The 25,922-nt window shown below is 46.9% G+C and carries 19 protein-coding genes; 8 read left to right on the top strand and 11 right to left on the bottom strand.

What is annotated here, in order from left to right; translation table 11 throughout:
- Positions 1-56 precede the first annotated feature (56 nt).
- The 5 genes from lpxD (at position 57) to JIE71_RS02405 (ending at position 4,606) form a co-directional block, all read left to right on the top strand.
- Positions 57-1,073 carry a UDP-3-O-(3-hydroxymyristoyl)glucosamine N-acyltransferase gene (gene lpxD, locus JIE71_RS02425; protein ID WP_199507133.1) on the top strand — a complete coding sequence of 339 codons (1,017 nt, stop codon included), beginning with the start codon at positions 57-59 and terminating at the stop codon, positions 1,071-1,073.
- 77 nt (positions 1,074-1,150) lie between these two features.
- Positions 1,151-1,669 carry a 3-hydroxyacyl-ACP dehydratase FabZ gene (gene fabZ, locus JIE71_RS02420; protein WP_199507132.1) on the top strand — a complete coding sequence of 173 codons (519 nt, stop codon included), beginning with the start codon at positions 1,151-1,153 and terminating at the stop codon, positions 1,667-1,669.
- Between the two features lie 197 nt (positions 1,670-1,866).
- Entirely contained in the window at positions 1,867-2,646 is a 780-nt protein-coding gene (gene lpxA / locus JIE71_RS02415; RefSeq protein WP_199507131.1) for an acyl-ACP--UDP-N-acetylglucosamine O-acyltransferase, read from the top strand.
- A gap of 281 nt (positions 2,647-2,927) precedes the next feature.
- Positions 2,928-4,445 (top strand): sodium-dependent transporter, encoded by a 1,518-nt coding sequence (locus JIE71_RS02410; RefSeq protein ID WP_199507130.1) that lies wholly within the window; start codon positions 2,928-2,930, stop codon positions 4,443-4,445.
- A 29-nt stretch (positions 4,446-4,474) separates the two neighbouring features.
- Complete coding sequence (locus tag JIE71_RS02405; protein ID WP_199507129.1) at positions 4,475-4,606, top strand: methionine/alanine import family NSS transporter small subunit; 132 nt, start codon at positions 4,475-4,477, stop codon at positions 4,604-4,606.
- A gap of 108 nt (positions 4,607-4,714) precedes the next feature.
- Here the strand turns inward: JIE71_RS02405 and tgt are convergent, their stop codons facing one another.
- Positions 4,715-5,866 carry a tRNA guanosine(34) transglycosylase Tgt gene (gene tgt, locus JIE71_RS02400; protein WP_199507128.1) on the bottom strand — a complete coding sequence of 384 codons (1,152 nt, stop codon included), beginning with the start codon at positions 5,864-5,866 and terminating at the stop codon, positions 4,715-4,717.
- A gap of 287 nt (positions 5,867-6,153) precedes the next feature.
- Complete coding sequence (gene asd, locus JIE71_RS02395) at positions 6,154-7,284, bottom strand: aspartate-semialdehyde dehydrogenase (RefSeq protein WP_199507127.1); 1,131 nt, start codon at positions 7,282-7,284, stop codon at positions 6,154-6,156.
- Positions 7,285-7,674: 390 nt separating this feature from the next.
- Between asd and JIE71_RS02390 the strand changes: the two genes are divergently transcribed.
- Complete coding sequence (locus tag JIE71_RS02390) at positions 7,675-8,874, top strand: endonuclease/exonuclease/phosphatase family protein (RefSeq protein WP_199507126.1); 1,200 nt, start codon at positions 7,675-7,677, stop codon at positions 8,872-8,874.
- Between the two features lie 355 nt (positions 8,875-9,229).
- Here JIE71_RS02390 and JIE71_RS02385 read toward each other — a convergent pair whose 3' ends face one another.
- Complete coding sequence (locus JIE71_RS02385; RefSeq protein WP_199507125.1) at positions 9,230-10,615, bottom strand: peptidylprolyl isomerase; 1,386 nt, start codon at positions 10,613-10,615, stop codon at positions 9,230-9,232.
- 128 nt (positions 10,616-10,743) lie between these two features.
- The gene (locus JIE71_RS02380) at positions 10,744-13,815 is read right to left on the bottom strand and encodes an LPS-assembly protein LptD (RefSeq protein WP_228284501.1); all 3,072 of its coding nucleotides are present in this window, start codon (positions 13,813-13,815) and stop codon (positions 10,744-10,746) included.
- A gap of 348 nt (positions 13,816-14,163) precedes the next feature.
- Here JIE71_RS02380 and JIE71_RS02375 point away from each other — a divergent pair, with 348 nt between their 5' ends.
- On the top strand, positions 14,164-15,255 hold the full coding sequence (locus JIE71_RS02375) for an aminoglycoside phosphotransferase family protein (protein ID WP_199507123.1): 1,092 nt from the start codon (positions 14,164-14,166) through the stop codon (positions 15,253-15,255).
- 96 nt (positions 15,256-15,351) lie between these two features.
- Entirely contained in the window at positions 15,352-16,077 is a 726-nt protein-coding gene (gene murU / locus JIE71_RS02370; RefSeq protein WP_199507122.1) for an N-acetylmuramate alpha-1-phosphate uridylyltransferase MurU, read from the top strand.
- Between the two features lie 86 nt (positions 16,078-16,163).
- Here murU and JIE71_RS02365 read toward each other — a convergent pair whose 3' ends face one another.
- The 7 genes from JIE71_RS02365 to JIE71_RS02335 all read right to left on the bottom strand — a co-directional run bounded on the left by JIE71_RS02365 (position 16,164) and on the right by JIE71_RS02335 (position 25,729).
- Positions 16,164-16,280: a DUF2474 domain-containing protein gene (locus JIE71_RS02365; RefSeq protein ID WP_199507121.1), complete on the bottom strand. Its 117-nt coding sequence runs from the start codon at positions 16,278-16,280 to the stop codon at positions 16,164-16,166.
- A gap of 95 nt (positions 16,281-16,375) precedes the next feature.
- A complete protein-coding gene (gene cydB / locus JIE71_RS02360) occupies positions 16,376-17,392 on the bottom strand; it encodes a cytochrome d ubiquinol oxidase subunit II (RefSeq protein ID WP_199507120.1) in 1,017 nt (338 codons plus the stop codon).
- Positions 17,392-18,885, bottom strand: coding sequence for a cytochrome ubiquinol oxidase subunit I (locus JIE71_RS02355; RefSeq protein ID WP_416232000.1), 1,494 nt, complete (start codon positions 18,883-18,885; stop codon positions 17,392-17,394). Before JIE71_RS02355 ends, cydB begins: the two co-directional genes overlap by 1 nt.
- A 486-nt stretch (positions 18,886-19,371) precedes the next feature.
- Positions 19,372-21,858, bottom strand: coding sequence for an esterase/lipase family protein (locus tag JIE71_RS02350; RefSeq protein ID WP_228284500.1), 2,487 nt, complete (start codon positions 21,856-21,858; stop codon positions 19,372-19,374).
- Positions 21,859-22,188: 330 nt separating this feature from the next.
- Positions 22,189-23,283, bottom strand: a complete 1,095-nt coding sequence (locus JIE71_RS02345; protein WP_199507119.1) for a tetratricopeptide repeat protein — start codon at positions 23,281-23,283, stop codon at positions 22,189-22,191.
- 258 nt (positions 23,284-23,541) lie between these two features.
- Positions 23,542-24,180: a 2-polyprenyl-3-methyl-6-methoxy-1,4-benzoquinone monooxygenase gene (gene coq7 / locus JIE71_RS02340; RefSeq protein ID WP_416232002.1), complete on the bottom strand. Its 639-nt coding sequence runs from the start codon at positions 24,178-24,180 to the stop codon at positions 23,542-23,544.
- Between the two features lie 214 nt (positions 24,181-24,394).
- A complete protein-coding gene (locus tag JIE71_RS02335) occupies positions 24,395-25,729 on the bottom strand; it encodes an MFS transporter (RefSeq protein WP_199507117.1) in 1,335 nt (444 codons plus the stop codon).
- Positions 25,730-25,922: the final 193 nt, after the last annotated feature.

Below are 25,922 nucleotides of genomic sequence, written 5' to 3'. Positions count from 1 at the left end.
GTTGGTATACTCACTTGGCGATTGCTGTATTCATAGCCCTGATAAAAATGTGACTTATGACCACGATAACGCAGCTGATAACCCAAATTGAGACCCGACAAACGGTACTAAACAAAGACGAAATAACCGAGCCTGCGTGCAGGACAGCGATTGATGGTGTCGGCAGTTTGGGTGCTGCAACGAGGCGGCAGTTGAGTTTTTTGGCTGATCCGCGTTATGCAAATAGGTTAGAGGACACCAAAGCCGCCTGTGTATTGGTTACCGCGCGCTATCAGGATCAGGTGCCAAAAGACAGCATTGCACTGGTGGTGCCCAATCCTTATTTGGCATACGCCAGTGCCAGTCAGTTGTTTTCTAAAAGTCATAAAAGCGCCAGCATCCATCCGACAGCGGTAATTGATGAAACGGCAGTGATTGGTGAGTCGATCAGTATCGGTGCTTATTGTGTAATCGGTGCAGGTGCCGTGATTGGCGCACGCAGTCAGCTTGCTGCCCATGTATGTATTGAAGATGACGTACAGATTGGTGAGGGGACAGTACTGGGTGCTCATGTGACCATCGCGCATGACTGCATACTCGGTGCTCATGTGCGCATTCACGCAGGCGCGAGTATTGGTGCTGAGGGCTTTGGTTTTGCGCCAAGTGCTGACCCAAGTACCCAAGGTTGGGAGCGCATTGCTCAGCTTGGCCGCGTGATTATCGGTGACTATGTGCGTATTGGCAGCCAAACCTGTATAGATCGTGGGGCAATTGATGACACCGTCATTGGTAATCATGTGATTGTTGATAATTTAGTACAAATCGCCCACAATGTGCGCATTGGCGATGGTACGGCGATTGCTGCAAAGACAGGTATTGCAGGCAGTACGACGATTGGTAAGCGCTGTATCATTGGTGGTGCAGTGGGCATCAACGGGCACATCACTATCACCGATGACGTCACCATCTCAGGCATGAGTATGGTCACCAAGTCATTGACAGAATCTGGTTCTTATTCTTCAGGTACCGTTGCGATGCCGTCAAAAGAATGGCGCCGCGCTGCTGTACAGTTTCGTAAGCTTGGACGCGCTTAGCGTGTTTACAAAAAACGTGTCTATCTTATTAATTAATAATAGACAAAATAGTCCCTATATAGCAAGGAAGTTCAACCATGAGCATGATCGATTTTGAGACCTTAACTGATGCAGATATCCAAAGTTTATCTGACCAAGGTCTGACTTTACCGCTCACTTATCATACGCTCAAGCATTATTTGCCACATCGTTATCCGTTTATGTTGGTGGATAAAATTACTGCTTGTAAACCTGGCGAGAGTATTACAGGCATCAAAAACGTCACCATTAATGAAGAATTTTTTAATGGGCATTTTCCTGATGAGCCTATTATGCCAGGGGTATTAATGGTCGAAGCGATGGCACAGGTGTCTGGTGTGCTGGGCTTTATCAGTGCAGGTGTGACCTCAGAAGATGGTTATCTGTACTTGTTTGCTGGCGTAGACAAAGTACGCTTTAAGCGCCGTGTGATTCCAGGCGATCAGTTGACTGTCCGTGCTAAGACATTGATGCAAAAACGTGGTATCTATAAATTTAGCTGTACGGTTCATGTAGGCGATGAAATGGCAGCGAGTGCTGAGGTAATGATTGCCCGCCAAGACAAGTCGGCAGCATAACGATAATAGATTGTGCGCCTATGTTATTATAGCGGGTCTAAAAAACTCGTCGTGTTTTATGTCTAAACAGGCAGGTATCGTCCTTTATTGATGTACGTTTCTGTCATGGTTTTAACTTGCTTTATATCGCCAGTATGTCTATGGAAGTACTGGCGCGATTTATCCTTTATTTGTATTAATGACCAAAGGTTTGCATTATGAGTCAGATTCATCCTACCGCACTCATTTCACCCTCTGCCACGATTGATGAGACTGCCGTTATTGGCCCTTATTGTATTGTTGGCGACGACGTGACAATCGGTGCTCACACTATTTTGCATCGGCATGTGGTGGTGGCGAAAATGACCCGCATCGGCAAGCACAATCAGATTTATCAATTTGCGAGCATCGGTGAAGATTCACAAGATTTAAAATACAATGACGAGCCAACGTGGCTTGAGATTGGTGATTATAATGACATTCGCGAGTCATGCAGCTTACACCGAGGTACGGCACAAGACAAAGGTCTGACCAAGATTGGTAGTCATAATTTGTTGATGGTGAATACCCATATTGCACATGACTGTGTCATTGGTAATCACAATGTTATTGCCAATAATGTCGGCGTGGCAGGCCATGTCACGATTGGCGACCACATCATTATTGGCGGCAACTCAGGCATTCATCAATTTTGTCGTATCGATGATTACAGCTTGGTTGGTGGCGCAAGCCTCATTTTAAAAGACGTTGCGGCCTTTACGATGGTATCGGGCAATCCCGCGCATGTACACGGTTTGAATATTGAGGGTATGCGCCGTAAGGGTTGGTCAAAAGAGACCATCGACAGTTTGCGTCAAGCGTATAACACCATCTTTCGTGCTGGCATGACCACCAAAGAAGCGCTGGTTGTCCTTGAAAATGAGATGCTGCCCAAAGAGCCAAAAATTCAGTTATTGATTGATTCATTGCAGCAAAGCAAACGTGGGGTTGTGCGCTAATATAACAACTTTCGTCGATTAATACGGGGTAATTTTTATAAATAAATAGAACAAGCGTTCATTGTTTTTCTAAGCCATAACGAACCGTTATGGCTTTTTTGCATTTATGGTCACTTGACTTTTAATAACACTTAGCAGAAACTTCCTAGTTATATATCGTTATACTCTAGTAACTTAGTTTAACTTATCGCTAATACGCATTTTCTTTAAGCCGTTGTCTTCGTCATGGAATGAATTTGACCCCTTAAAGAAAATTATTATTGAAATTTTAGGAGCGTTGCATGGCAGAGCAAAGAGAGAACTGGTCCAGTCGAACTGGATTTATCGTCGCCGCGATCGGCTCAGCCGTAGGTTTGGGGAACATTTGGCGTTTCCCTTATGTGGCTTATGACAATGGTGGTGGGGCATTTATGGTGCCGTACCTGATTGCCATATTTACCGCAGGTATTCCATTATTGTTTTTAGATTACATCATTGGCCATAAGTACCGTTCAGCGCCGCCACGTGCGTACAAACAAGTCGTTAAGTCAGGACAGTTTATTGGCTGGTGGCAGACATTGGTATCCTTTGTTATTGCTATTTATTATGCCGCCGTTATCGTCTGGGCAGGCAGCTATATGCTGTTTTCTTTCGGGCAAAAATGGGGCGAGGATACGACCAACTTTTTTGTCACCGACTTTATTCATCATACAGGCGACTTGACCTCTGTGTTTGTACCGCAGATGTTTATCGGTCTGGTCATTGTTTGGGCAGTTGCGATGCTGATTATGTTCGGCGGCATTCGTAAAGGTGTCGAGCTTGCCAATAAAATCTGTATCCCATTGTTAATCGTTTTGTTTGGCATGATGGTCTTTAAAGCAGTCACTTTGCCAGGTGCAAGCATCGGCTTAAATGCCTTTTTTGAACCCAACTGGGAAAAAATGGCCGATCCGAACGTCTGGCTAGCGGCTTATGGCCATGTGTTTTTCTCATTATCGGTTGGTTTCGGTATCATGGTGACCTATGCCTCATACCTTAAAAAGAACACCAACTTAACAGGCGCAGGCTTGGTTGTCGGTTTCGCCAACTCGTCATTTGAATTAATCGCGGGTATCGGTATCTTCGCTGCGCTTGGCTTTATGGCAATGTCAACAGGCCAAGACGTGTCAGAAGTGGCCAGCGGCGGTGTTGGCTTGGCTTTCTTCGTATTTCCAAAAATCATCTCAACCATGGGCGCAAGTGGCGACTTTGTCGGCTTCTTATTCTTCGGCTCATTGGTGGTTGCAGGTATCAGTTCGCTAGTCAGTATCCTAGAGGTGCCCATCTCTTCGGTGCAAGACAAGTTTGCATGGTCACGTAAAAAAGCAGTGGCGGTTATCGGTGGCGTATGCGCGGTTATTTCAATCGCTGCATTCTCTACAGGCAGCTCGCTGGTGTTGGTCGATGTTATCGATCACTTTGCCAACAATATCGGTATCGTCGCTGGTGGCCTGATGTCTATTGCGGCCATTATGTGGTTTAACCGTCAGCAAATTCCAGGTTTGTTGGCGCATGTTAACCGTATCTCAAGTGTGAAACTTGGCGGCGCATGGGTGTTTATGCTTACTGTCATTACCCCGACCGTATTGACGGTGGCGTTGGTATTAAAGCTTATCGACTTGGTGCAAGAACCATATGAAGGGTATTCAACCTTGATCTTATTATTATTCGGTTGGGGCGTTGTGGTATTCTTTGGCTTGGGCGCATTTATCTTGACCCGTATGCATGGTCGCTACGATGACAAAGTTAGCGAAACCACACAAATCGAAGACCGTCATTAATCAGAGTAAAAGATGACTAAGGATTTATTATGAGTACTTCAGCAATTATTTTTATGATTATCTCAATGCTGCTGATTTGGGGCGGTCTGATTGCAGCGATTTTGCATCTTAGAAAGCACCCTGACATTCCCATGAGTGAATTGTCCGATGACCATCACTAAGCGGTCATGACGCAGTAATAAAAAAAGCCAGTGGGTGCATGCTCACTGGCTTTTTTGTCTTTACTATTCACGTTTAACAACTGGCGCTGTACAACTGCACCCGAGATGTTAATGCAAGTTAAGTTCAGGCACGTCTTGACCACGTTTTTGATAAAACTCAGTCACGAACGCATCAAAGCGGTCTTCTTCAATAGCTTCACGGATACCCGCCATCAAGCGCTGGTAGTAACGCAGATTATGAATGGTCGCAAGCTGCGCGCCCAGCATTTCTTTACACTTATTTAAGTGATATAGGTACGCGCGGCTAAAGTTTTGGCAGGTATAGCAGTCACACTCTGGGTCAAGCGGGCGCTCGTCCGTGCGGTATTGACTGTTACGAATGCGCACCACGCCTTTATTGTCGGTGTCGCCTGTGACGAAGTAATGACCGTTACGCGCATTACGCGTTGGCATGACGCAGTCGAACATATCCACGCCGCGGCGTACTGCTTCAACGATATCTTCAGGTTTACCTACACCCATTAGGTAGCGTGGTTTGTCTGCTGGCATGGCCGCAGGCAAGTAGTCGAGCACGTCCATCATTTCTTCTTTTGGCTCACCGACCGACAGACCACCGATAGCGTAGCCATCAAAGCCAATCTCCAGCAGTCCCTCTAGCGACTGATGACGCAGTTCAGGGTACATGCTGCCTTGTACGATACCAAATAATGCGTTGGTGTTACCCAATTTATTGTGTTCATCGACGCAGCGCTGTCCCCAACGCAGTGACAACTCTAGTGAGGTTTTGGCTTCGCTATAGGTGGCAGGATAGGGCGTACATTCGTCAAACTGCATGACGATGTCGGAATTGAGACTGTACTGAATTTGCATCGACTTCTCGGGGGACAAAAACACCTTTGCGCCATCAATCGGTGATTTAAAATGCACGCCGTCTTCGGTGATTTTGCGCATCGCGCCAAGGCTAAAGACCTGAAAGCCGCCCGAATCGGTCAAAATCGGCTTATCCCAGTTGATAAACTCATGCAGTCCGCCAAACTGGTCGATGACCTCAGTGCCTGGACGTAACCACAAGTGAAACGTATTGCCCAAAATGATGTCTGCGCCAATTGATTCGATGTCGCGTGGCAGCATTCCTTTGACCGTACCATAAGTGCCAACAGGCATAAACGCAGGGGTCTGAACATCACCATGATTGAGGTGAACCGTGCCGCGACGCGCGCGGGTCGTGCCGCTGGCGTTTTTGTGAAGCGTAAACTGCATAAAAAAGTCACTATTTTAACAATGAAAATACGCCCAATTATACCATTGCTCTACCTTGATGCGTGGCAGATATTGTGATTTGTTGCGTTTATATAAGACCTGAGCATCATGGTATTAACAAAGGTCGCGGTCGGGCTTGACCGTCTAGCAGTAGGAATCCCCTCACTTTAGGGACGGGAGGAAGTCAAATAAAACTCATGCTATTACGATGATGGACAATAAGCCCAGTCACCTGCCACAAAAAAAGACAGCCAAAGCTGTCTTTTTTTATTTATCTATTGGGCGTCTTATTTTTGTTCACGGATGATATTGAGCATACGGCGTAGCGGCTCTGCTGCACCCCATAGTAGCTGATCGCCTACAGTGAATGCGCCAAGATATTCGCCGCCCATGTTCAGTTTACGCAAGCGTCCTAGTGCGACAGTCAGTGTGCCAGTGACTGCAACAGGCGTTAAGCGTTCAACGGTCGTCTCTTTGGTATCTTCAACGACATCTAGCCACTCATTACCGCTGCCTTTTAGCGCCGCTTCGATCTCTTCGAGTGGGATGTCTTGCTTTAGCTTGATGGTCAAGCCTTGCGCGTGACAACGCATCGCACCAACGCGAACACACATACCGTCGATAGCGATGGTGTCTTCGCCGCTGTTGCCAAGGATTTTATTGGTTTCTACGCCGCCTTTCCATTCTTCACGTGACTGATGGTTTTCTAGTTGGCTATCGATATAAGGAATCAAGCTGCCTGCCAGTGGTACACCGAAGTACTGAGTCGGGAAATCGCTTGAGCGCTGTGTTTCGGCGATTTTTTTGTCAATATCTAAAATGGCGCTGGCAGGATCAGCAAGTTCATCAGCAACCGCATCACGCAGTACGCCCATACCATTAATCAGCTCGCGCATGTTGTTTGCGCCTGAGCCACTGGCAGCTTGATAGGTCATAGCGCTGACCCACTCAACCCAGCCGCGGTTAAACAGCTCGCCGATAGCCATGAGCATCAGTGACACAGTGCAGTTACCACCGATAAAGTCTTTTTTACCTGCGGCTAGAGCATCGTCAATGACGTTGCGGTTGACAGGGTCTAGAATAATGATGCTGTCGTTTTCCATGCGTAGGGTACTGGCTGCGTCTACCCAGTAGCCGTTCCAGCCGCTATCGCGTAATGGCTGATGTACCTTTTTGGTGTAGTCGCCGCCTTGACAGGTGATAATCACATCACACGCTGCCAATGCAGCAATATCATGAGCATCTTTTAGTTCGCCGGTTTTAATACCATCAAAGCTTGGTGCTGCGCCGCCTGCATTACTGGTCGAAAAAAATACGGGGGTAATGCCCGTAAAATCATTTTCTTCCTGCATACGTTGCATTAATACCGAGCCGACCATACCGCGCCAGCCTACCAAACCTACCGTTAAATCACTCATGATATACAGTCCTTACCTACAGTTAGTTTTGCCATATTAATACACAACAATGCCGTTAATGCGCCTAAAATGCAAGGCGTTTTGACTGATAACGGGTGAATATTATTCAAATGTTTTTATGGTTTAGATAATTTTTAGTTATAGCCAGTTTTTTGCATAAGCTTATGCAACACAAGACTTGTCCCACCTTGATGACACGCCCTATTAAGTACAGCTCACGTGCACTAAATGTAGTAATTTGATGATAAGCGTACAAGAATGGGTAAGAGATGGTAGGCGGGTTTTTATCTAGGTGTTAAAGTAAGACGGACAGTAACCCCCCCCATTTAACTTTTGGCTTCTTTTTTGGCTTCTTTTTGATAATGATAAATATAAGGGCTGACACACATCATGGATCTCTCGTTATTATATTACAGCGCATTGATTATGGCGGGATTAACGAGCTTTGTGACCGTATGGGGCTGTCTACCACTTGATAACTGGTGGGTACGCGGTGTGGAGTTTCCACGCATTCAGATTTTGGTATTGGGACTACTGTCTTGGGCGGGTATGCTGTGCTTTTTTTCTGAGTGGGGCATGTGGCAATGGTTTATATTTATCGTCTTGACGCTATCAATGCTGTTTCAGCTGTATATGGTGCTGCCCTATACCTTGCTATGGAAATCAGAGGTGCAATCTGCAAAAGATTTGCCAGGTGCTTTACAAATCAAAATTATGGTATCCAATGTACTCACGCCCAATCCGCATAAGCAAAAATTGATTGACTTGGTAAATGAGCACGAGCCAGATATTTTAATCACATTAGAGAGTGACAAAAAGTGGGAAGAGGCGCTGGAGGTTATTGAACCTGATTATCCGTATACCGTTAAAATCCCACTCGATAATTTATATGGCATGCATTTATACAGTAAAATTGAGCTGATTGATCCGACCATTCATTATCTAATGATAGATGACATCCCTTCGATTCATACTCAGTTGCAATTGACCGATACGCGCCGCATCTGGCTCTATTGTATGCATCCGATGCCACCCAGCCCCACTGAAGCTGAAAAATCGACCACACGTGATGCCGAGCTACTGATGGTCGGTCGCCACATTCAAGAAAACAAACAAACCGCCATCTTGGCAGGTGACTTAAATGATGTGGCTTGGTCTAGAACCACGCGCCGTTTTCACCGTGTCTCAGGACTGCTTGACCCTCGCATCGGTCGTCATTTTATCAATACCTTTCATGTCAAATATCCATTTTTACGTTGGGCACTGGATCATATTTTTCACAGCACCTGCTTTACCTTAGTCGATATCAAACGCTTGCCTTCTATTGGTTCAGATCATTTCCCTGTACTAACGATATTGCAATATGAGCCTGCAGAAAGCGCCCGTCAGCAGCAAAACGCACCACAGGCCGAAGAGACGGATATTGAGGAGACCAAAGATAAAATAAAAGAGGGTAAAGAAGAGGGCAGTAAAGTGTCTAAAGAGCATGCTAAAACGCAGACTGAGGAAGACAAAGCGCAAATAGAAAAAGACAATGCGCAAACTGCATCCAAAGGGGCAAGCAGTAGTCAGCAATCTGTCAGGTCGTAGCGTGTAAGCAAAAGCGTACAACAAATAGCGCTTTTTGCGGCTATGCGCTTCCTAGATATATGCATACAATGAACCCATCAACACAAGGAAGCCAAGGATGCTGTGTTGAGCTATCAGTACAGAAGTTACAGTCAGCCCGCTGTTTGTTTTTTACTGATAGATACGACTTAGGATAAGTCATCAAGGAAGTATAATAATAATAACATTGTGATAAAGCCAAAACCCGAACCAATCGCCCTAGGTTCGGGTTTTTTATTGTCTATAAATACTGACAGTATGTTGTACACGTTTTACGTTTAAATCGACCAAATAAAAAGCACCCCATCTGGAGTGCTTTTTGCCTTATAACAACGATTTATTGCATGACCTGAATATAGGCGCCTGCTCGCAGCTCTTGTAACCAGTCTTCTTTCGCTTGTGGCGCAAGGCGTTGATATAGCGCTTGCTGAGCAAGATTGCGACGGTAATCGTCACTCACGTCTTGCTGGCGTGTGTCTTCTACCTCTAGAATATGCCAGCCAAAATTGGTCTGGAAGGGCGCTGAATAGTCACCGACGGCTGTGTTTTTCATGGTGGCTTCAAATGGCGCAACCATATCGCCTTCGCTGACCCACTCTAAGTCGCCACCACGGCCTGCTGAACCTGGATCGTCTGAATACGTCGCCGCTAAATTAGCGAAGTCTGCACCTTGACGCAGCTGTTCGTACAAGTCATTAATTTTTTGCTGCGCCATGGCGGAGTTTTGTAGCGCATCCACTTTGACTAAGATATGACGCACATGCCACTGTGGCACGACCATACTGTCGGCTTCTTTTTTATCGGCAAGCTTAATAATATCAATGCCTTCAGGCGTGACCATCGGCTCAGTGACCCCACCGATAGGTAGCTCAGTAATTTGATCCGCCAGCGCTGTCGGCAAGTTGGCTGCTTTATGGTAGCCCATGTTGCCACCTTGAATGGGCAGCTGGTAACGTGACTGCGCTTGGGCAAGGATGGCTTCTACATTAGCATTTGGCGCCTGTAGTTCGCTGCGTAATGACTTTGCGACTTCTAGGGCTTGCGCGCGCTGACTGTCCGATAGGCGGTTGTAGTCATCAATATAAGGCACGCGTACGTGAATGGTTTGGTATTCGCTTTGATTGAGGCGCTTGGCTTCGGGCGATGATAAGAAAGCATCGATGTCTTGTTCGGTGATGCGTACGCGGCGGCTGACTTGGCGCTGCTGTAGCGTTTGAATAGCGGCATCTTCCATCAATTTTGCACGCAGACCTGCATAGCTGCCAGGTTGGGTACGATCCATGCTTTGTTGTAATGCTTGAATACTGCCTAAGCCTTCAGCTTGAGCGATTTGCGCAAGGCGCTGATTAACCGCGTCTTCGTCTGGTTTTAGACCCATACGATTAATCATCGACAACTGTAGCTCACGCATGATAAGCGCATCTAACACTTCTGACTGTAGCTGAGCATTATTAATTGGCTCACCTGCGGCTTCAGCACGTGCGCGGGTTTGATTAATGGCGTTAACCAGCTCACTTTTTAAGATGGTGTTGTCATTGACGACAGCGATGATGCCATCTGAGCTGCCTGTAGCGCTGGCACGTGCATTGGTATTGGTATTAGCACTTGTCTGCACGGCATTATCCGTGGCTGCTTGTGCCTGCAGGTTTAGCATCAAGCCACCGCTTACACCCATGAACAGTAATACAGCGCGGCTGCTTTGACGTAAAGAAAAAAATCTCATGATGCTCCTCATCAATATCATCGCATCGGATGGCAATAGGCCTTATCGCTTCTTTTATACAGCGACATTCCAGACCTGTCAAAAAAGGGGGTAATAAAGGCCGCCTAATGACGGCCAATGGTATTTTTTTAGTCTTTCCAAGCCGTCTGTACAGGCTCGAAACCTTGGATTTTATCTGACAATAGACGGGTTAGGCGACTGCTGTTACTACCAATACCATTTAAACGAATCTCTGCCATGATGGCTTGGGTTGGATCGTCTTTTAGGTTCAAGTCGTTATAATAACGGCGTCCATAAACAGCAAACCCAAAGCAGCAATCTTCATAGTCAATACCGACTAGCGCATCGAGCATTTTGTCACTACGGAAGTCGTATTGTCCCTGCGCCAACACGCGCCATTTGTCATTGACTGGAAAAATCGCCGAGCTGGTAATGGCAGATAAAGGCAGCTGATTGGTATTCTCGTCGCGCTGGCGTTTTGTATAACCGATATTAAACAAACTGTCTGCAGAAGGTTGGTAACGTAGCGCTGTGGTCACATAGTTTAAATCATAGCTGTTATCAACTGCGCCATTCACATCGACCCAAAAGTTATTATAAGGCTGCGTGCTGGCATCCCACACCAGCCCTGATGACGTACTGTTAAACACAGGCTGTTCATCATCTAATGTTACACGGCCATCATCCAGATAAAACTGTTCTGCAATGCTACCATCAAAACGTGTCACGCCCGTTGCGTCGATGTAACGATAGTTAACGCCAGGCGTTAGCGCGTGCAAATCTTGCAAGCGGTCATGGCCTAAGAACCAACTGTCAGAATACAGCTGCGCATAGTTGATAGAAGCAATGCGGGTATTAAAGTTTGGAATACCGTTTTGTTCTTCATAAGGCGAATAGGTGTATTTCACCCGCGGGCTGAGCACTTGATAGCCGCCCAAGCTGTCGTCAAACGCACCAAATGGCGAACCTGGTTTATAAAAATTCAATCCTGCGTCAATACTCGCTTGTGGCACAAATACCGAGCGGCTGCCATCTTTATCATCAAGGTTGTTGTCCTCCAAGCTGTCTTGATCGTAGGAGGTGTACAGATGCTGTAGGCTGACTTTTGGTTTGACATAACCCCATGCGCGCTCAAAAGGATAGCTGGCGCTGATTTTGTCATAAATACGAATACCACTTTTCTCAGCTTCTGAACCGTCATCAATGGATTTTTTAAAGTACGCAGAGTCGTGTACCCCATTGATATCAATATTTTCAAACCACGGCAAACGATAATCGATCTGAAGCTGCGGCAAACGGGAATACGGCTTGTCCTTGTCTTGTAGTACCGTATTGCTGTCAGTAAAGGCTTGTAGGGTTTGGAACGTTTCGACCTTAAGCTCGCCGTTTACATAATCATTGTAGTAATTAAGTTGCGCGCGGCGAGGTAGGTTTAAGGTGTTGTCAGATAAACCCAAAGTGTCGAAGTCGTTTAAATAATCAGGATCTGATACATAGCTGTATTTGGCATCACCACTCAAGCGAGGAATGTCTTTAGATTCCCAGTGGTGATCATAAAAAAAGCTGCTGCGGTCTTCGCCATCGTATTTTTTATCATTGGGTAGGTAAGAGGCATTAAAAATACCTGAACCATAATCATCCGTTAGATAGCGAAACTCACCTGAAAGCATCGGGTTACGGTTGGTATAAACATGCGTGTTTAAGGTCGCATCATAGTTGGGTGCAAGATTAAAGTAATAGGGTACATCCAGCTCAAAGCCATTTTCACTGCCAATACTCGCACTTGGTAACAAAAAGCCGCTGCTGCGCCGACTGTCTACAGGAAAGTTAAAATAGGGCAGATAAAAGACAGGCACATCTGCAATACGAAAGGTGGTGTCACGTGCGACGCCGCGCCCTGTATCAGTATCAATGTCAATGCTTTTGGCATCAAACTGCCACTTACGATTGGTCGGTGGACAGGTGCTGAACATGACCTCGTCCAGCTCATAATTGGTTTCGTTCGGACGGTTTAGACGTTTGGCATAGCCGTGCGCTTGCATGGGCACACTGGCAAACGCCACACCATAGGCAGTACTTTGTCCGTTTTCTGTGCTGTAGGCGAGGCTGTCTGCCACACCAATCAGACCACCATCTTCGGTAGTGCGCCTGTCATTATCGGCTGTCTCAGCATCTAGTGCGCTGTCAGTAAACATGACGTTGCCTTGTGCACCCGCCACGCCGCTCGTTAAATCTAAGACAATATTTTCTGCTTTGATTTGCTGTGTGCCCTGATTAATCACGACATTGCCTGACAATTCGGCATAATCAACATTGTCATAGTAGCCGTAATCAGATTCACTATATAGCGGCGCTTGATTGTTTGGCAAACCACTTTGTAAATCGTAGCCTTGTGCTGCGGCACTTTTTTGATAATTGGGGTTTGCCGAAGGGTACACCCATTGTCCTTCGCAGCGTTGAGCGCTGTCGGCAGTATTGATATCCGTATCGCTATCGGCGCGTGAAAATAACCGCAAGTCATGACCAATAGGTATGATTTCGGTCGCCTCAGCGGCCTGCGCATCCGTATCAATAGTGGGTTGTTTTGGTGTGTTTGGCTTTAATTCATAAAATTCAGCCAAGCGTGATAGGCTCTCTTGGATACTCTCCTCACTTACATCCAGCTGACTGTTGTCAAGTGCTGGGTCTGTTGCGATACTGCGCTCAGCGCGTGAGCCTTCAAGCTTAGGCACGACCCGCGAGCCAGATTTGGTTTGCGCTGAGCTGGACGAGGCATCTTCATTAATATCTGCTGCTTGAGAAGCGCGTACTGAATCATTTTTAGTAGAGGTGTCTGCGGTGGCAGCATCTGTGTCTGCTGTTGGCTCAGCGTCACCTTGCAAGATAGGCGCAGCGGGACGCTGAATAGCAGGATTGCCACTGAGCAGCTGCGCTGTATTGACAGGCGTGTCATAAGCGGTCGCCCAGTCGGCAGTACGAAACGTATTAGTCTGGGCAGTCGCGTCACCTTGAGCGTCTATTGCGGCAGTATCAGTAGAGGCGCGCGTCGCTGCTTTTCTACTCTTAGTAATGACGGTATTTTCATCAATACTAAGGGTGTCGCCTGCTGTCGTTACCGCTGCACCAGCGGTACTGACGGTCAAACCTAAAGCACCAAATAAGATCAGACGAATGCTTTGATAAAGCGGAGAATATAACAAAAGCGCACCTATGATTGCCAAGCCTAAAGAGTGGTCATGAATGTGGTGTGACCACGATTCTATACCGTATGCGATAAACACTGTGTCACAGCGATACATTTAGGCAACCCGCCTGTCGTATCAATGAACAGCAAAACTGCTCAATACTATAGCATTAATGCACGATAACTGGCATCAGATATCGTATGTGACCTATCGCCTGTCTGCCAGCGGTAGATTGTCTTTCGCAAGCAGACGACTTATCATAGTCAAAAAAAAGCAAATCAGCTACACTATTCACCAAAATTTATGGCGTGTTGATGCTATAAATGGCCTCTTTTTTATGTGTTTATGACAGCGATTTAATCTATGACTACACCTCACGCACCGAACCAAAACCATGCTGCCGATGCCCGTTTGCAGCAGTTGACCCTATGGCTTGAACATGTATTTGCCGCGCAGCCCTTCACGCTCGACAGCTTGGCAGGTGATGCCAGCGCGCGCCGCTATCACCGTTTGCAGCTACATGCTTTGGGCAGCGCAAACGACGGCTATTATATGGTTATGGATTCTGCCGATGAGCAAGAGGCGATGCAGCAGTTTTTGGCAGTGGCGGCGGTGATGCGTCCTGTGGTCAATGTGCCTGATATTTTTGCCCAAGATATTGATAAGGGCTTTTTGGTGCTGCAAGACTTTGGGGGCGTAGAGTTTGCGCATTTATTGACCGACGCCGATGCGGCGCAAGTGGACGCTTATTATTTGTCTGCCATGCAGAGCCTCGCTGCGTTACAAACGCTACCAACCGCGGTGGATGGCATGCCTGTCTTGCCGCTTTATGACGCTGAAAAATTAACCCAAGAAATGCAGCTGTTCCGTGATTGGTTTATACCGCATATTGATGCCACGCTCGATGACGCGCTGTGGGATGCGATGTTGACGGCACTTGTCACGCAAGTTGGTACGCAGCCGCAAGTTATCGTGCATCGCGACTATCACAGCCGTAACCTGATGCAAGACCGCGCTGACAGTGAGCGTTTGGGCATTATTGATTTTCAAGATGCGGTGATTGGCGCGTATACCTATGATTTTGTGTCGCTGGTACGCGATGCGTATGTGGATTGGTCAGAGGCGCAAATTGCCGCTTGGACAGAAACGTTTTGGCGATTGCAGCAGCAGCAGGGCGTAGCGACCGCTGATACGCTGGCGCAATTTACTCAAGATGTGATGGTCATGGGCTTGCAGCGTCATTTAAAAGTATTGGGCATTTTTGTGCGTCTATTTAAACGTGATGGCAAAGCACGTTACTTAAACGACATTCCAAAGGTCATGCGTGATTTATTGGTTGAGCTTGAGTGGCTCTGTGAGCACGGTGATGCCAAGATACAGCGCGCAGTTGCGCCATTTTATGCTTATTTGCAGGCGCATATTTATCCTGCGTATGTGACCAAATTTTTAGCCTAAAACATTGCGCTGGTAATCAGCCATCGGGCTGGTAAGAATGATATTACCAGTCATGGATAACCGAACATAAAGCATTAAAAACAATAAGGAATCTGTATGCCCATCACTCAAGCGATGATTTTAGCCGCAGGCAAAGGCACGCGCCTGCGCCCGCTGACACTAACCACGCCAAAGCCTTTGGTCGAAGTCGGTGGTCAGCCGCTGATTGTCTGGCATATCAAGGCACTAAAAGCGGTCGGCATTACAGATATCACGATTAACGCCTCGTGGCTTGCCGATACCTTGATGGAAGCGCTTGGTGATGGCGCAGATTATGGCGTACGTTTGCATTGGTCGGTTGAAGGGGACGAGCCGCTTGAGACGGCTGGCGGGATTTTTCAAGCATTGCAAACAGGCAAGCTCAAAGACGCGCCCTTTATCTTAGTGAATTCAGACGTATGGACGACGTTTGATTTTGCTGAGCTGGTCAATTACGAGCTTGGTGCTGATCAATGCGCGCACCTATTATTAATGGACAATCCTGAGCACAATCCTAAAGGCGATTTTGCCTTAACCAATGGTTTGGTCAGTTGTGAGGAGATAGACGGGCAAGATACCTATACTTTTGCAGGCATTAGCGTGCTGTCGCCACGCTTGGTCGCTGATGTGGTATCGGGTGAGCCTGCCAAGCTTGCGCCACTACTTAAACAAGCGGCAGTTAAGTTTCAAGTGACAGGTAAGCATTTAGACGATACATGGATTGATGTGGGCACGCCTGAGCGTTTGGATGCGGTTAATGCGTATATTGCGGAGCATGGCGCACAGGCGCATCGCGGAAAATAAAGGATTGGATATAGGCAGTTCTTTACAGAATGGGTATGACAAGACTAAACGGCTTTTTACGATAATAAAAACAACAATGGGCGTATCTATACGCCCATTGCCAGTTTAATCAACTGTGCAATCACCGTAATGGTGACAAACCCAGCCAAATATAAACCGATAAACCATGCCCATTGGCGCTGTTTTTTACTTAATTTCTTCATTGCTTTCTCCTGATGGCACCCTTTTTACCACTGATAGTCTTGATACAACATGAGCAATAAAAAGGGCAGTACAGTCTCTTGCAAATTACATGCTTTTAGTACATGTGCTCATGACCCGATTTGCCTTTAAAGACATAATAGGCATAGGCGGTGTAACTCAAAATAATCGGCAACATAATCACCGCACCAATCAACATAAACGACAATGAAGTATCAGTCGCTGCCGCCTCGTAAACCGTCATCTGATACGGCACAATGTATGGGAATATGGCGATACACACACCAATATAACCCAATAAAAAGAGCAATACCGTCAATAAGAACGGACGATATTCACGTTCAGTGGTCAAGTCTTTACGCATAATAAAGAACACAATCAGCGCAATAATTGGCATCGGTGCGAGATAAGGCAAGCGTCCGAGTGTAAACCAATCTTCTAGCGCATCGATGTCTGAAAAATACATAAAGATGGTCACGACAATCATCGCAGCAACCAACGCCATCAACAGCCAGCCTGAAACCTTACGCGCCCACACTTGCAAATCGTGCTCGGTCTTTAAAATGAGCCACGTTGAGCCAAGCAGTGAGTAGCCGATAATCAAAGCTACGCCGCTGACCATAGAAAATGGGGTCAACCAATCAAATGGGCCGCCAGTATACAAGCGATTGCTCGCCTCAAGACCATGTACTAAAGAGCCGAGCATCACGCCTTGGAAGAAAGCGGCCAGCAATGAGCCAAAGAAAAAGAAGCCGTCCCAAATGTAGCGATGGGTGCTCGATTTAAAGCGAAACTCAAAGGCAATACCGCGTAAAATCAAGCCCGCCAGCATTAAGAATACAGGTAGATATAGCCCTGTCATAATGATGCCATAGGCCACAGGGAAGGCAGCAAATAAGCCGCCGCCGCCCAGTACCAGCCATGTCTCATTACCATCCCAAAAAGGCGCGATAGAGTTCATAATACGACTGCGGTTTTTGTCTGAGCCTGCAAAAGGGAACAGCATGCCACAGCCCAAATCAAAACCGTCCAGCAAGACATAAATGAATACGGCCAAGACAATCAAGCCACCCCAAATCAGAGGCAAATCCAGTACATCACCAAAGTTAAACATTAGCGTAGGCCTCCGTCATCAACGTCATCTGCGGGTTCATCGGCATCTGTGACATGTCCTTCAGGATCGCTATCGCCACTCAGCGTGCGTCCTTGACCTTCGGTTACCGAGTGCTCATAGAAGTTATCATCACTAGGATCGGTGTACGGTTTCGGCCCTTGTCCAATCAAACGCAAGATATAGAAGCTACCTGCACCAAAGACAAAGGTATAGACCACAATAAAGCCAATCAAGGTGGTGGCAACTTGCTGCGCTGCCAGTGGTGACATACTCTCAGCAGTACGGATAACACCATAAACTGTCCACGGTTGGCGCCCTGTTTCAGTCACAAACCAGCCTGCCAATAGCGCGATAAAGCCAAGCGGTGTCATCATCATCCAAGCACGGTGAAACCAGATGCTCTCAGGGTCAAACTGCTGTTTTTTGAAGTATTTATAGACACTAAATAGACCCACAAGCACCATTAACATACCAATGGCAACCATAATACGGAAGGCCCAAAATACAATAATAACGTGTGGTTGGTCTTCTGGTGCCCAGTTTTTGAGACCCTTCACTTCACCATCTAAAGAGTGAGTGAGAATCAAACCTGTGACATAAGGGATCTTGACCTCATATTTATTGGACTGCGTTTCTTGATCAGGAATCGCAAAGAGACGTAATGCTGCCCCGCGCTCATCTTCCCAAATGCCTTCCATCGCAGCAACTTTAGCAGGTTGATGCTCAAGGGTATTTAGCCCGTGCTCATCACCGATTAATACCTGCGCTGGCGCCACAAAAATCGCCATCAGCATGGCCATACCCAGCATCACGCGGCCATGTTTTCTGTGTTCGATGTGTTTTTTGGATTGCAAGTAATACGCGCCAATCCCGCCGACGACAAAGGCCGTGGTCAAGAATGCGGCGGTCATCATGTGCGCGTAGCGGTAAGGGAATGAGGGATTAAAAATAATTTCAAGCCAGTTGGTAGGATATAGCAGACCATCAGCACCGACGATAAAGCCTTGCGGCGTCTGCATAAAGCTGTTAGCCGATAAAATCCAAAAACCTGAAATCATCGTACCAATAGCCACAATCGCTGTCGCAATAAAATGCATGCGTTTGCTGACGCGGCCCCAACCAAAGAGCATAATGCCCAAAAAAGAGGCTTCTAAGAAAAAGGCCGTCAACACTTCATAGGCAAGCAGTGGCCCTAAAACGTTACCTGCCTTGTCAGAAAAGACCGCCCAGTTGGTACCGAACTGATAGGACATGACCACGCCTGAGACCACACCCATACCAAACACCACGGCAAAGATTTTTACCCAATGTTTGTACACTTCAGCAAAGATAGGATTGCCTGTTTTGAGCCAACGAAACTCAAGTACCGCAAGCCAGCTGGCAAGACCAATAGAAAAAGCGGGAAATACAATATGAAAAGAGACAACGAAAGCAAACTGAATACGCGCAAGTGTGAGCGCGTCCAGCTGACTTATCATAAACGTAGCAAACATAAACGGTTACCCTTGTGTGTCAGCCTACTTGTGCTAACGTCCATGATATGCTCAAGCAATTGCCCATGAATAGGGATAAAAATAATTAAAGTAGCTAAACGTACATTAGCTGCCAATGATGCTGCTTGTCGTAAGGTAAAGACGACCTTACTTGCGCCTATCATTTATCTCCTTATAAACAAACCAAGCCATTTTCGCCGTTGTCAAATAGCCAAAAAGGGGCGCTACTACATTATGCGCTTACCACAACATACACGCAAGCTGTGCGTGACCCTACTGACAAACACAAGAAAATCGTAATAATCGTGTAATATTTTTATGTTGCATTGATAAACTTACTATCATTATGATTTTAAATATATTATTTATTCCTTAAGTGTGTGATTAGAAGGTATATTTGTTTCATGTTTGACTATCAACTTTACTAAAAATATACAAATCATTTAAGACCGCTAAATGGGTTAATGTGTTCATTGATGATACGCCCTAACGTTGTAATTGTTGATGCAAAATGCGGCGCAGGGTCAATACAGTTTGGGGATTTTCTTGGATACTGTGCCCACCTGAAATGATGGTTTCAGATGCCGCGCCGTCTAAATGCGCGCTCTTATACGGCACAATACCATCAGACAAGCGCTGTGTCAGAGCTTGACTAGGACGGGTGTCAACCATCACTGATGCGATACGGGTCGGCGGCGCTAGTTTCTCAGCAGACGAGCGACTAATATCAGTATCGGTCGCTTCGGCACTGGCTTCAGACAAATCTATTTTGGCATCAGTGGGCTGCATTTGTGCAAGTCCTTGCGTGATGTCTTCATCGTTACTGGCGATGATGGAATGATAGGTCACGCGATTATTAATCTGTAAGTCCTTGGTTAGTTGAATAAAAGAGGATTTATCACTTAATTGACTGGCGCCGTTTTGTAGATAGAGCGCACCGAGCGGGTTTTCTGCCAGTTCGCCTTGGGTCGCGATGGTTGCCAAATTGTCCGTGACGGTTTTGACGATATTGAGCGGCAAATGAATGATGCGACGAATGGCACGAGTAAACCAACGATCGGCATAGTCTGTCCCTTGAAACGGTGCGGACAAAAATACCGCGGTATCTACTTGTGATAAATGATGCAGTTGAAAACGTTCAGCAAGATTGGGGTCGTTAAACGCTTGGCGCAGCATGACGTCTATCTCACGCTCATTGCTATTTAGCAGCGTATGCTGTCCATTAAGCGCATCTAGATTATCGAGTAGATTGTCATCTGCCAGCATCATACGCGCAATGACCGCACCCATACTGTGGCTGATAATCACGCTATCATGGCTGGCGCGATGACTGCCTGTTGGGTCGGTCTGTTGATAAGTAGTCTCAATAAGCTTTTGAATTTGGTAGCGGTTTTCTAAAATTGGTAAGTTGGTTGGATAAAAAATCTGCCACACCTGATAGTTTTCGCGTAGCGTGTCGTCATTAAAAATATCGTTGGTCAAGTTCACCCATGTGGCAGGGCTAGAGGCAAGCCCATGAATCATAATAATAACGCGCTTGTTCGGGTCGTATGGCTCAAGCATAAATAGCTTGGGTAGCGCGGCTTGTTTTTGATGCGTGAGCAGATTGAGATAGCCAACCCCGTTGAGCTGGTTTTCTGCCAGCCACAGTCCGTACCCTGCCGAAAAGTTGGCGGCTAAGGGATAAGTGTTACCTAATAGCTTGACCGTCTCGCTACGATACGGGTTGTACAAATGGATATTTAGTTGCTCACTGCCCAAGACATCAAGGACGCTGTCGCCTTCAGGTTGTATTAGCCCTGTCATCAGTAGATGGCCTGTGGGGTAAATGCGACTGGCAGGGTCGCTATGGTCATCATTATCGGTATCGTTTTGCGACAGTCTGCCTGCCAGTGAGGCGGCAAGTAAGTCGCGTATCGTGGTGGTATAGCGATCATCAAGTGAGGCCACAAAACTCACGCCAAGGCCAGGTCGTTTACTAATAGAGTTCAGTCCAGATAGACGCAGCTCATACGTTGAGATTAAGTCGGCAAGCGCGCTGGTTTGCTCACTGGCATTTTGTAAGTAGCTATTTTCATTAGGTAAATAAGTGTCTAAGTAGTAATTGCCAATTTGGGTCTGCATGACGTGTACTTGTGCTGTGGCGGGCGCTTGCGCGGCTGTTTTATTGGCGATGACTTCGTTACTGGTCTGAGGAGCAGCGCTATTAGCGGTAGGTAGATAGGTTGTTTTACTGTCTGCCATGGATTTGAGACGTTCATTGCTATAAGCGTCATACAACTGCGAGATAATATCGCTGGTTGCCGCATTGTAGACGTCTTGAGTTTGGATATCTCTATCGGTCGGGATACGCGTAGTGATCTTGGCGGGTGTGTCCGTAGCGCCATCATAATCGTGCTGCAAGCGATCAAAGAACAGATAGGTGTAGCTGTATTTTAGCGCATCAAACAGGCGATGCTGATAATTCATCAAGCAAGTATGCGTTGCGTCTTGCTGCTTGCGTGCCTCATCAGGACTTGGCTCGGCATTGGCGTAATACGGATCCAGCGGCGGGCGGGCGAGTGCTGCACGGCAAGCGGATGACGCAGCAAGGCTACGCGCTTTGGCATAGTGCAGCTCGGCAAAAATTGCCAGCTCTGGGCGGGCAGGCTGGTTGAGCAGACTGTCTGTCAACTGAGACACACACAAATCAAACCGCTGTAAACACGCCGTCTCATTCAATCCCGCTGAGAGGAGGGCAGAGGCGGTATCGGTGCTCAGTGCATCTTCTGACACAATATTGCCACGCTGTGCGGCAATGGTCTTGGCAGACGATTGGCTTTTGACGGATACGGTACTACAGGCCGACAGCGCACTGATGATGCTCAGTCCCAAAAATAAAGGGCGTCCTACATGAAAAAGGCGAACGTACCAAGAGCGGGGTGCCGCTTGTGTTAACGATGTCGTTATAGAGGGCAGCTGATCAGTACGCATAAAAATCCTTTCATTCTTTATTATGGGTGGTAACGGCTTGGTATGGATGGGCAGCTGACTGCTTATCTTATAGTCTAACCACTATTAAAGTGTTACAGCGTTAGACTCGTTTAGCCTACTACTGTAGTACTTGCACTCGTCTGCCTTGTACCACTTTTAATATTGATTGACTATAGCTTGAGTGTAGCGCAGCTTATGCGGACTGACTATGCCCTTGATAGCAGAATATAGCATTTAAGCGGCAATGAAGGGTTTTAAGACAGATTGACACAAAAAAAGACCACTTAAAAATCAAGCGGCCTCTTTTTTGTGTCTAAAGTAGCTGACGGATTAAATGGTCGGCTTGAGGTTGATGTTTGGTGCGGGGATGTCCCAAATATAGTATTTGCCATCTTCAATGATTTGAATTTGTTTACGAATCATAGCATTGTTCGGGTTTTGCTCTGCCAAACGGCGCAGACGGTTTAGCGCATCATCACGGCGGTCGCTTAACAAGTCAGATTGCGCAAGGCTTTGCTCTGCTTCGACATAACCAAGCGACACTGCACGGTCAAGGTACTTTTTGCCTTCTTTAAATCCGCCGCCCTCAGCCAGCATCATACCGTACAAGAAGTTGGCTTCAGCGCTGTCTGGTTTTAGCTTAATAGCGCGATCCACATAGTTACCGCCACGAACGGCGTACTCTGAACCCAAATCAAGGTTACGTCCCATAGCATTTAGCTTAGCAGCACGTAGTAGCACATCATACGATGCGTTTGGCGCGCTGGCATAAGGCTCAATCCAAGTCGACAGCGCTTTGATTTTTTCACGTGCATAATGGCGCTGTGAGCGGTTTGGGAAGTTTGGCGGATAGTGGCGTGCGTTCGGTGATACCTTAGCAATAAAGTCATCGAGTAAGCTCACATCCAGCTTGTCCGTACCCAACCCTTGTTTTTGTGCAACCATCACTGTTGGAATAAAACTCACATCAGAGACAGACACTTGTGGTGTTGGGGCGTTAGCAAGCTGCACACTTGGCGTGTTGGCACGAGGCGTACTTGGTTTAGGTGCGTCCATATACACGCGGCCTGGTACGGGGTTTGGCTCGGCAACAATACCCCAAGGTGCTGTACCGTTACTGGCAGCTTGTAGTACCGTAGGAGGCTGATTGCGCATCGTGTCCGCTGGTGCGCTGGCGGTATCTGTAGCGGCTGGCGTTTGCGCCTGTGCATTGCTGCTTAATCGCACCACGCGGCGGCTTGAGTCGACAGCACTCGGAACCGCCATATCTTGCGCTTGTGCGTTTTGGCTTGTGGTGTCCGCAGGCGCAGCGAGTGCAGGAGCAGACAATAAGACTGAGCAAGCAGCAGCCAGCGCAGTTAACGTGGCGCGCTTATGTGCGCGGGCTTTGGTTGATTGAGTATGTGAAGGGGTCATGGCATTCATAAAACAAGGTACCTTAATTATCAATTATCTGTCTTCAATGACATATAAATGTGAAAGCAGCAAAAGCTTGATAATAAAATATACGAATATTCCGCTTGGCGCTATAAGGTGTGCCTAAAAACTGTACAAATAGTTTACACCTGAGCAAACAAAACCCCAGTTATCTGCATTTTAATGGTCAAAAAACGCGCTTACGGCATTTTATTCGCGCTTATTATCGTTTTACTGTTTTGATTGTCGATTTATCTTATTGAAGCGTTATAGATAATAAGCGGTGTCTTTCATACGATTGGCTAACCAGCGCATCGTGCGGCGCACTGTAGGTGATAGCGCTGCGCCGCCATTTTCCAGTGCCAACTCACGATGATGCAACTCTTCAATATCCATCTGTGCAAGGATTTCTTTTGAGCGGATGTCTTGCTTAGGCAGGCGAGCAATATGCTCTTGCAAATGCTCACTGACCTGCGCTTCGGTTTCAGCGACAAAGCCCAAGCTAAACTCGTTAGAAATCGCACCCGCGACCGCGCCTAGACCAAACGACATTACATACCACAGTGGCGTAAAGATACTGGGATGACTGCCCAGCTCATCAAGGCGCGTCTCACACCATACGAGGTGATCCACCTCTTCATCCGCTGACGCCTGCATCGCCTGTTTGACAGAATCATTTTTTGCGGTAAACGCTTGCCCGTGATACAGCCCTTGCGCGCAAACTTCGCCTGTATGATTGATACGCATGAGTCCCGCCACATGGCGTGCCTCGCTGTTACTCAGTTTGGGCAGCTCATCACTACTGACAGGCAAGGGGCGCGTACTTGGGTTCGAGTGCGGCACAATCGCTCGTAGCGCCTTGTCCACGCTTACCAATAATTGATCTGTTTTTGATAATAACCGCAGCTGCATAGCCCTGCTCCTATTTACGCATGAGTCGCTTATGATGTATAAACCTATTAAAAATAGCCGCGCGTATTTTTGTTGTTGCTCGCCCATACGCGCTGCCATTGTATCTGGCATTATCTGCCAAACCCAAATCAGATGCAATCTGGGTCATGTCATCATTTAGCCATTCTAAGACCGCTAAATGACTTCATGTGCTAAGTGATGACACGTTTTAGGCCATCGGCGCGGCGTCATTCTTATTTTGGATGGTCGCCTGCTTAATATGTTTGTTTAATTTAAGGTACAAAAACAGCCCGAATACCACGTTTAAAATCCCCGTCACTAAAAACAGCTGCGGCAAAGACAAGCCCAACGCATTTAATAAGACAATCGCGAAAATCGCCGAGCCGACCATAAAGATGGCATTAAAAATATTGTTCGCGCCCACAATACGCGCGCGGTGGCTGGTTGGTGCGTATGCCTGCATTGCCGCATACAGCGGTACAATATATAGACCGCCACTAAAGCCCAAAAAGAACAAATCAACAAACACGCGCCAGCTGCCCGAGACTGCCCATAGCTCGCCAATACCCAGTAGTGCGCCTGTTTGGCTCAGGTCTATTTGTGACAGTGACCAGTATAAATCCATGGCAAACAAACTGAGTCCTGCGATACCAAATGGCAACAAACGCAAGCTCACTTGGTTTTTGGTAAATGATTTGCACAGTAGCGAACCGATAGATACCCCGACTGAAAATAGCGTCAATAAGAAAATCACCACCGACTCATTGCCGTGCAAAATCACTTTGCTAAATTCAGGCGTCTGCGTCAAAAACGTCGCGCCATAAAACCAAAACCAGCTGTTGCCCAAAATCACAAAGAACAAAAACGGCAATGAATACAAATAGCGTATCGTCGCCATACTGGTAGTAAAGATGTTCCAGTTGACCTTTAGCTCAGGCTGCATCGCAGGGGTAACGGGAATAAAGCGCGCCGCAAAATAACCCAGCGCCGCAACCAGTAGCACCATGGCACTGACCCAATACAGCGCATTGGTCAGCTGGGTCAAAATACCCGCGACAATCATCCCAAGCAAAATCGCAAGCGACGTGCCCATCTGAAACAGACCGTTTGCGCCGACCAGCTCATCATCACGCATCGCTTGTGGCAGATAAGCATATTTAATAGGCCCAAAAAAGGTCGAATGCGTGCCCATCAAAAACAGCGCCACAAACAAAAGCACATACCACTCAAACACAAAGCCCACTGCTGCAAGGGTCATAATGACGATTTCTAATACCTTGATTAAGCGCGTGAGCTTAGATTTTTCGTATTTATCCGCCAGCTGGCCTGCGAGCGCTGAGAATAAAAAATACGGCAAAATAAACAGCATCGCCGCCAGGTTGTTTAAAATGCTGACTTCTGCATTGAGCTTTTGTGCTGCGGTATAGGTCAATACCAGTATCAGTGCCTGTTTAAACACATTGTCATTAAATGCGCCTAAAAACTGAGTAAAAAACATGGCACTAAAGCGCCGCCGCTTAAAAAGTTGAAATTGACTTGCCATGAATGCTCCTACCCAAAAAACTGCCAAATGCCCAGCGGCTTATCATTGATAATAATAAAGCTTTGTGACCTTTTTATAAAAAGATAAATATAAGGTTATTATGCGTTTGCGCGTATCTATGTGCGGTATCATAGCAAGACACGCGCACAAATACAGGTGGCAGATACTATGATTTAACAATCAACTAAGTTAT

Origin of the sequence: Psychrobacter sp. bablab_jr014, from assembly GCF_016464015.1 — a bacterium.
Taxonomy (GTDB): Bacteria; Pseudomonadota; Gammaproteobacteria; order Pseudomonadales; family Moraxellaceae; genus Psychrobacter.
Note: the sequence above shows the minus strand (reverse complement) of the source record. Positions and strands in the feature narration are given on the sequence as shown.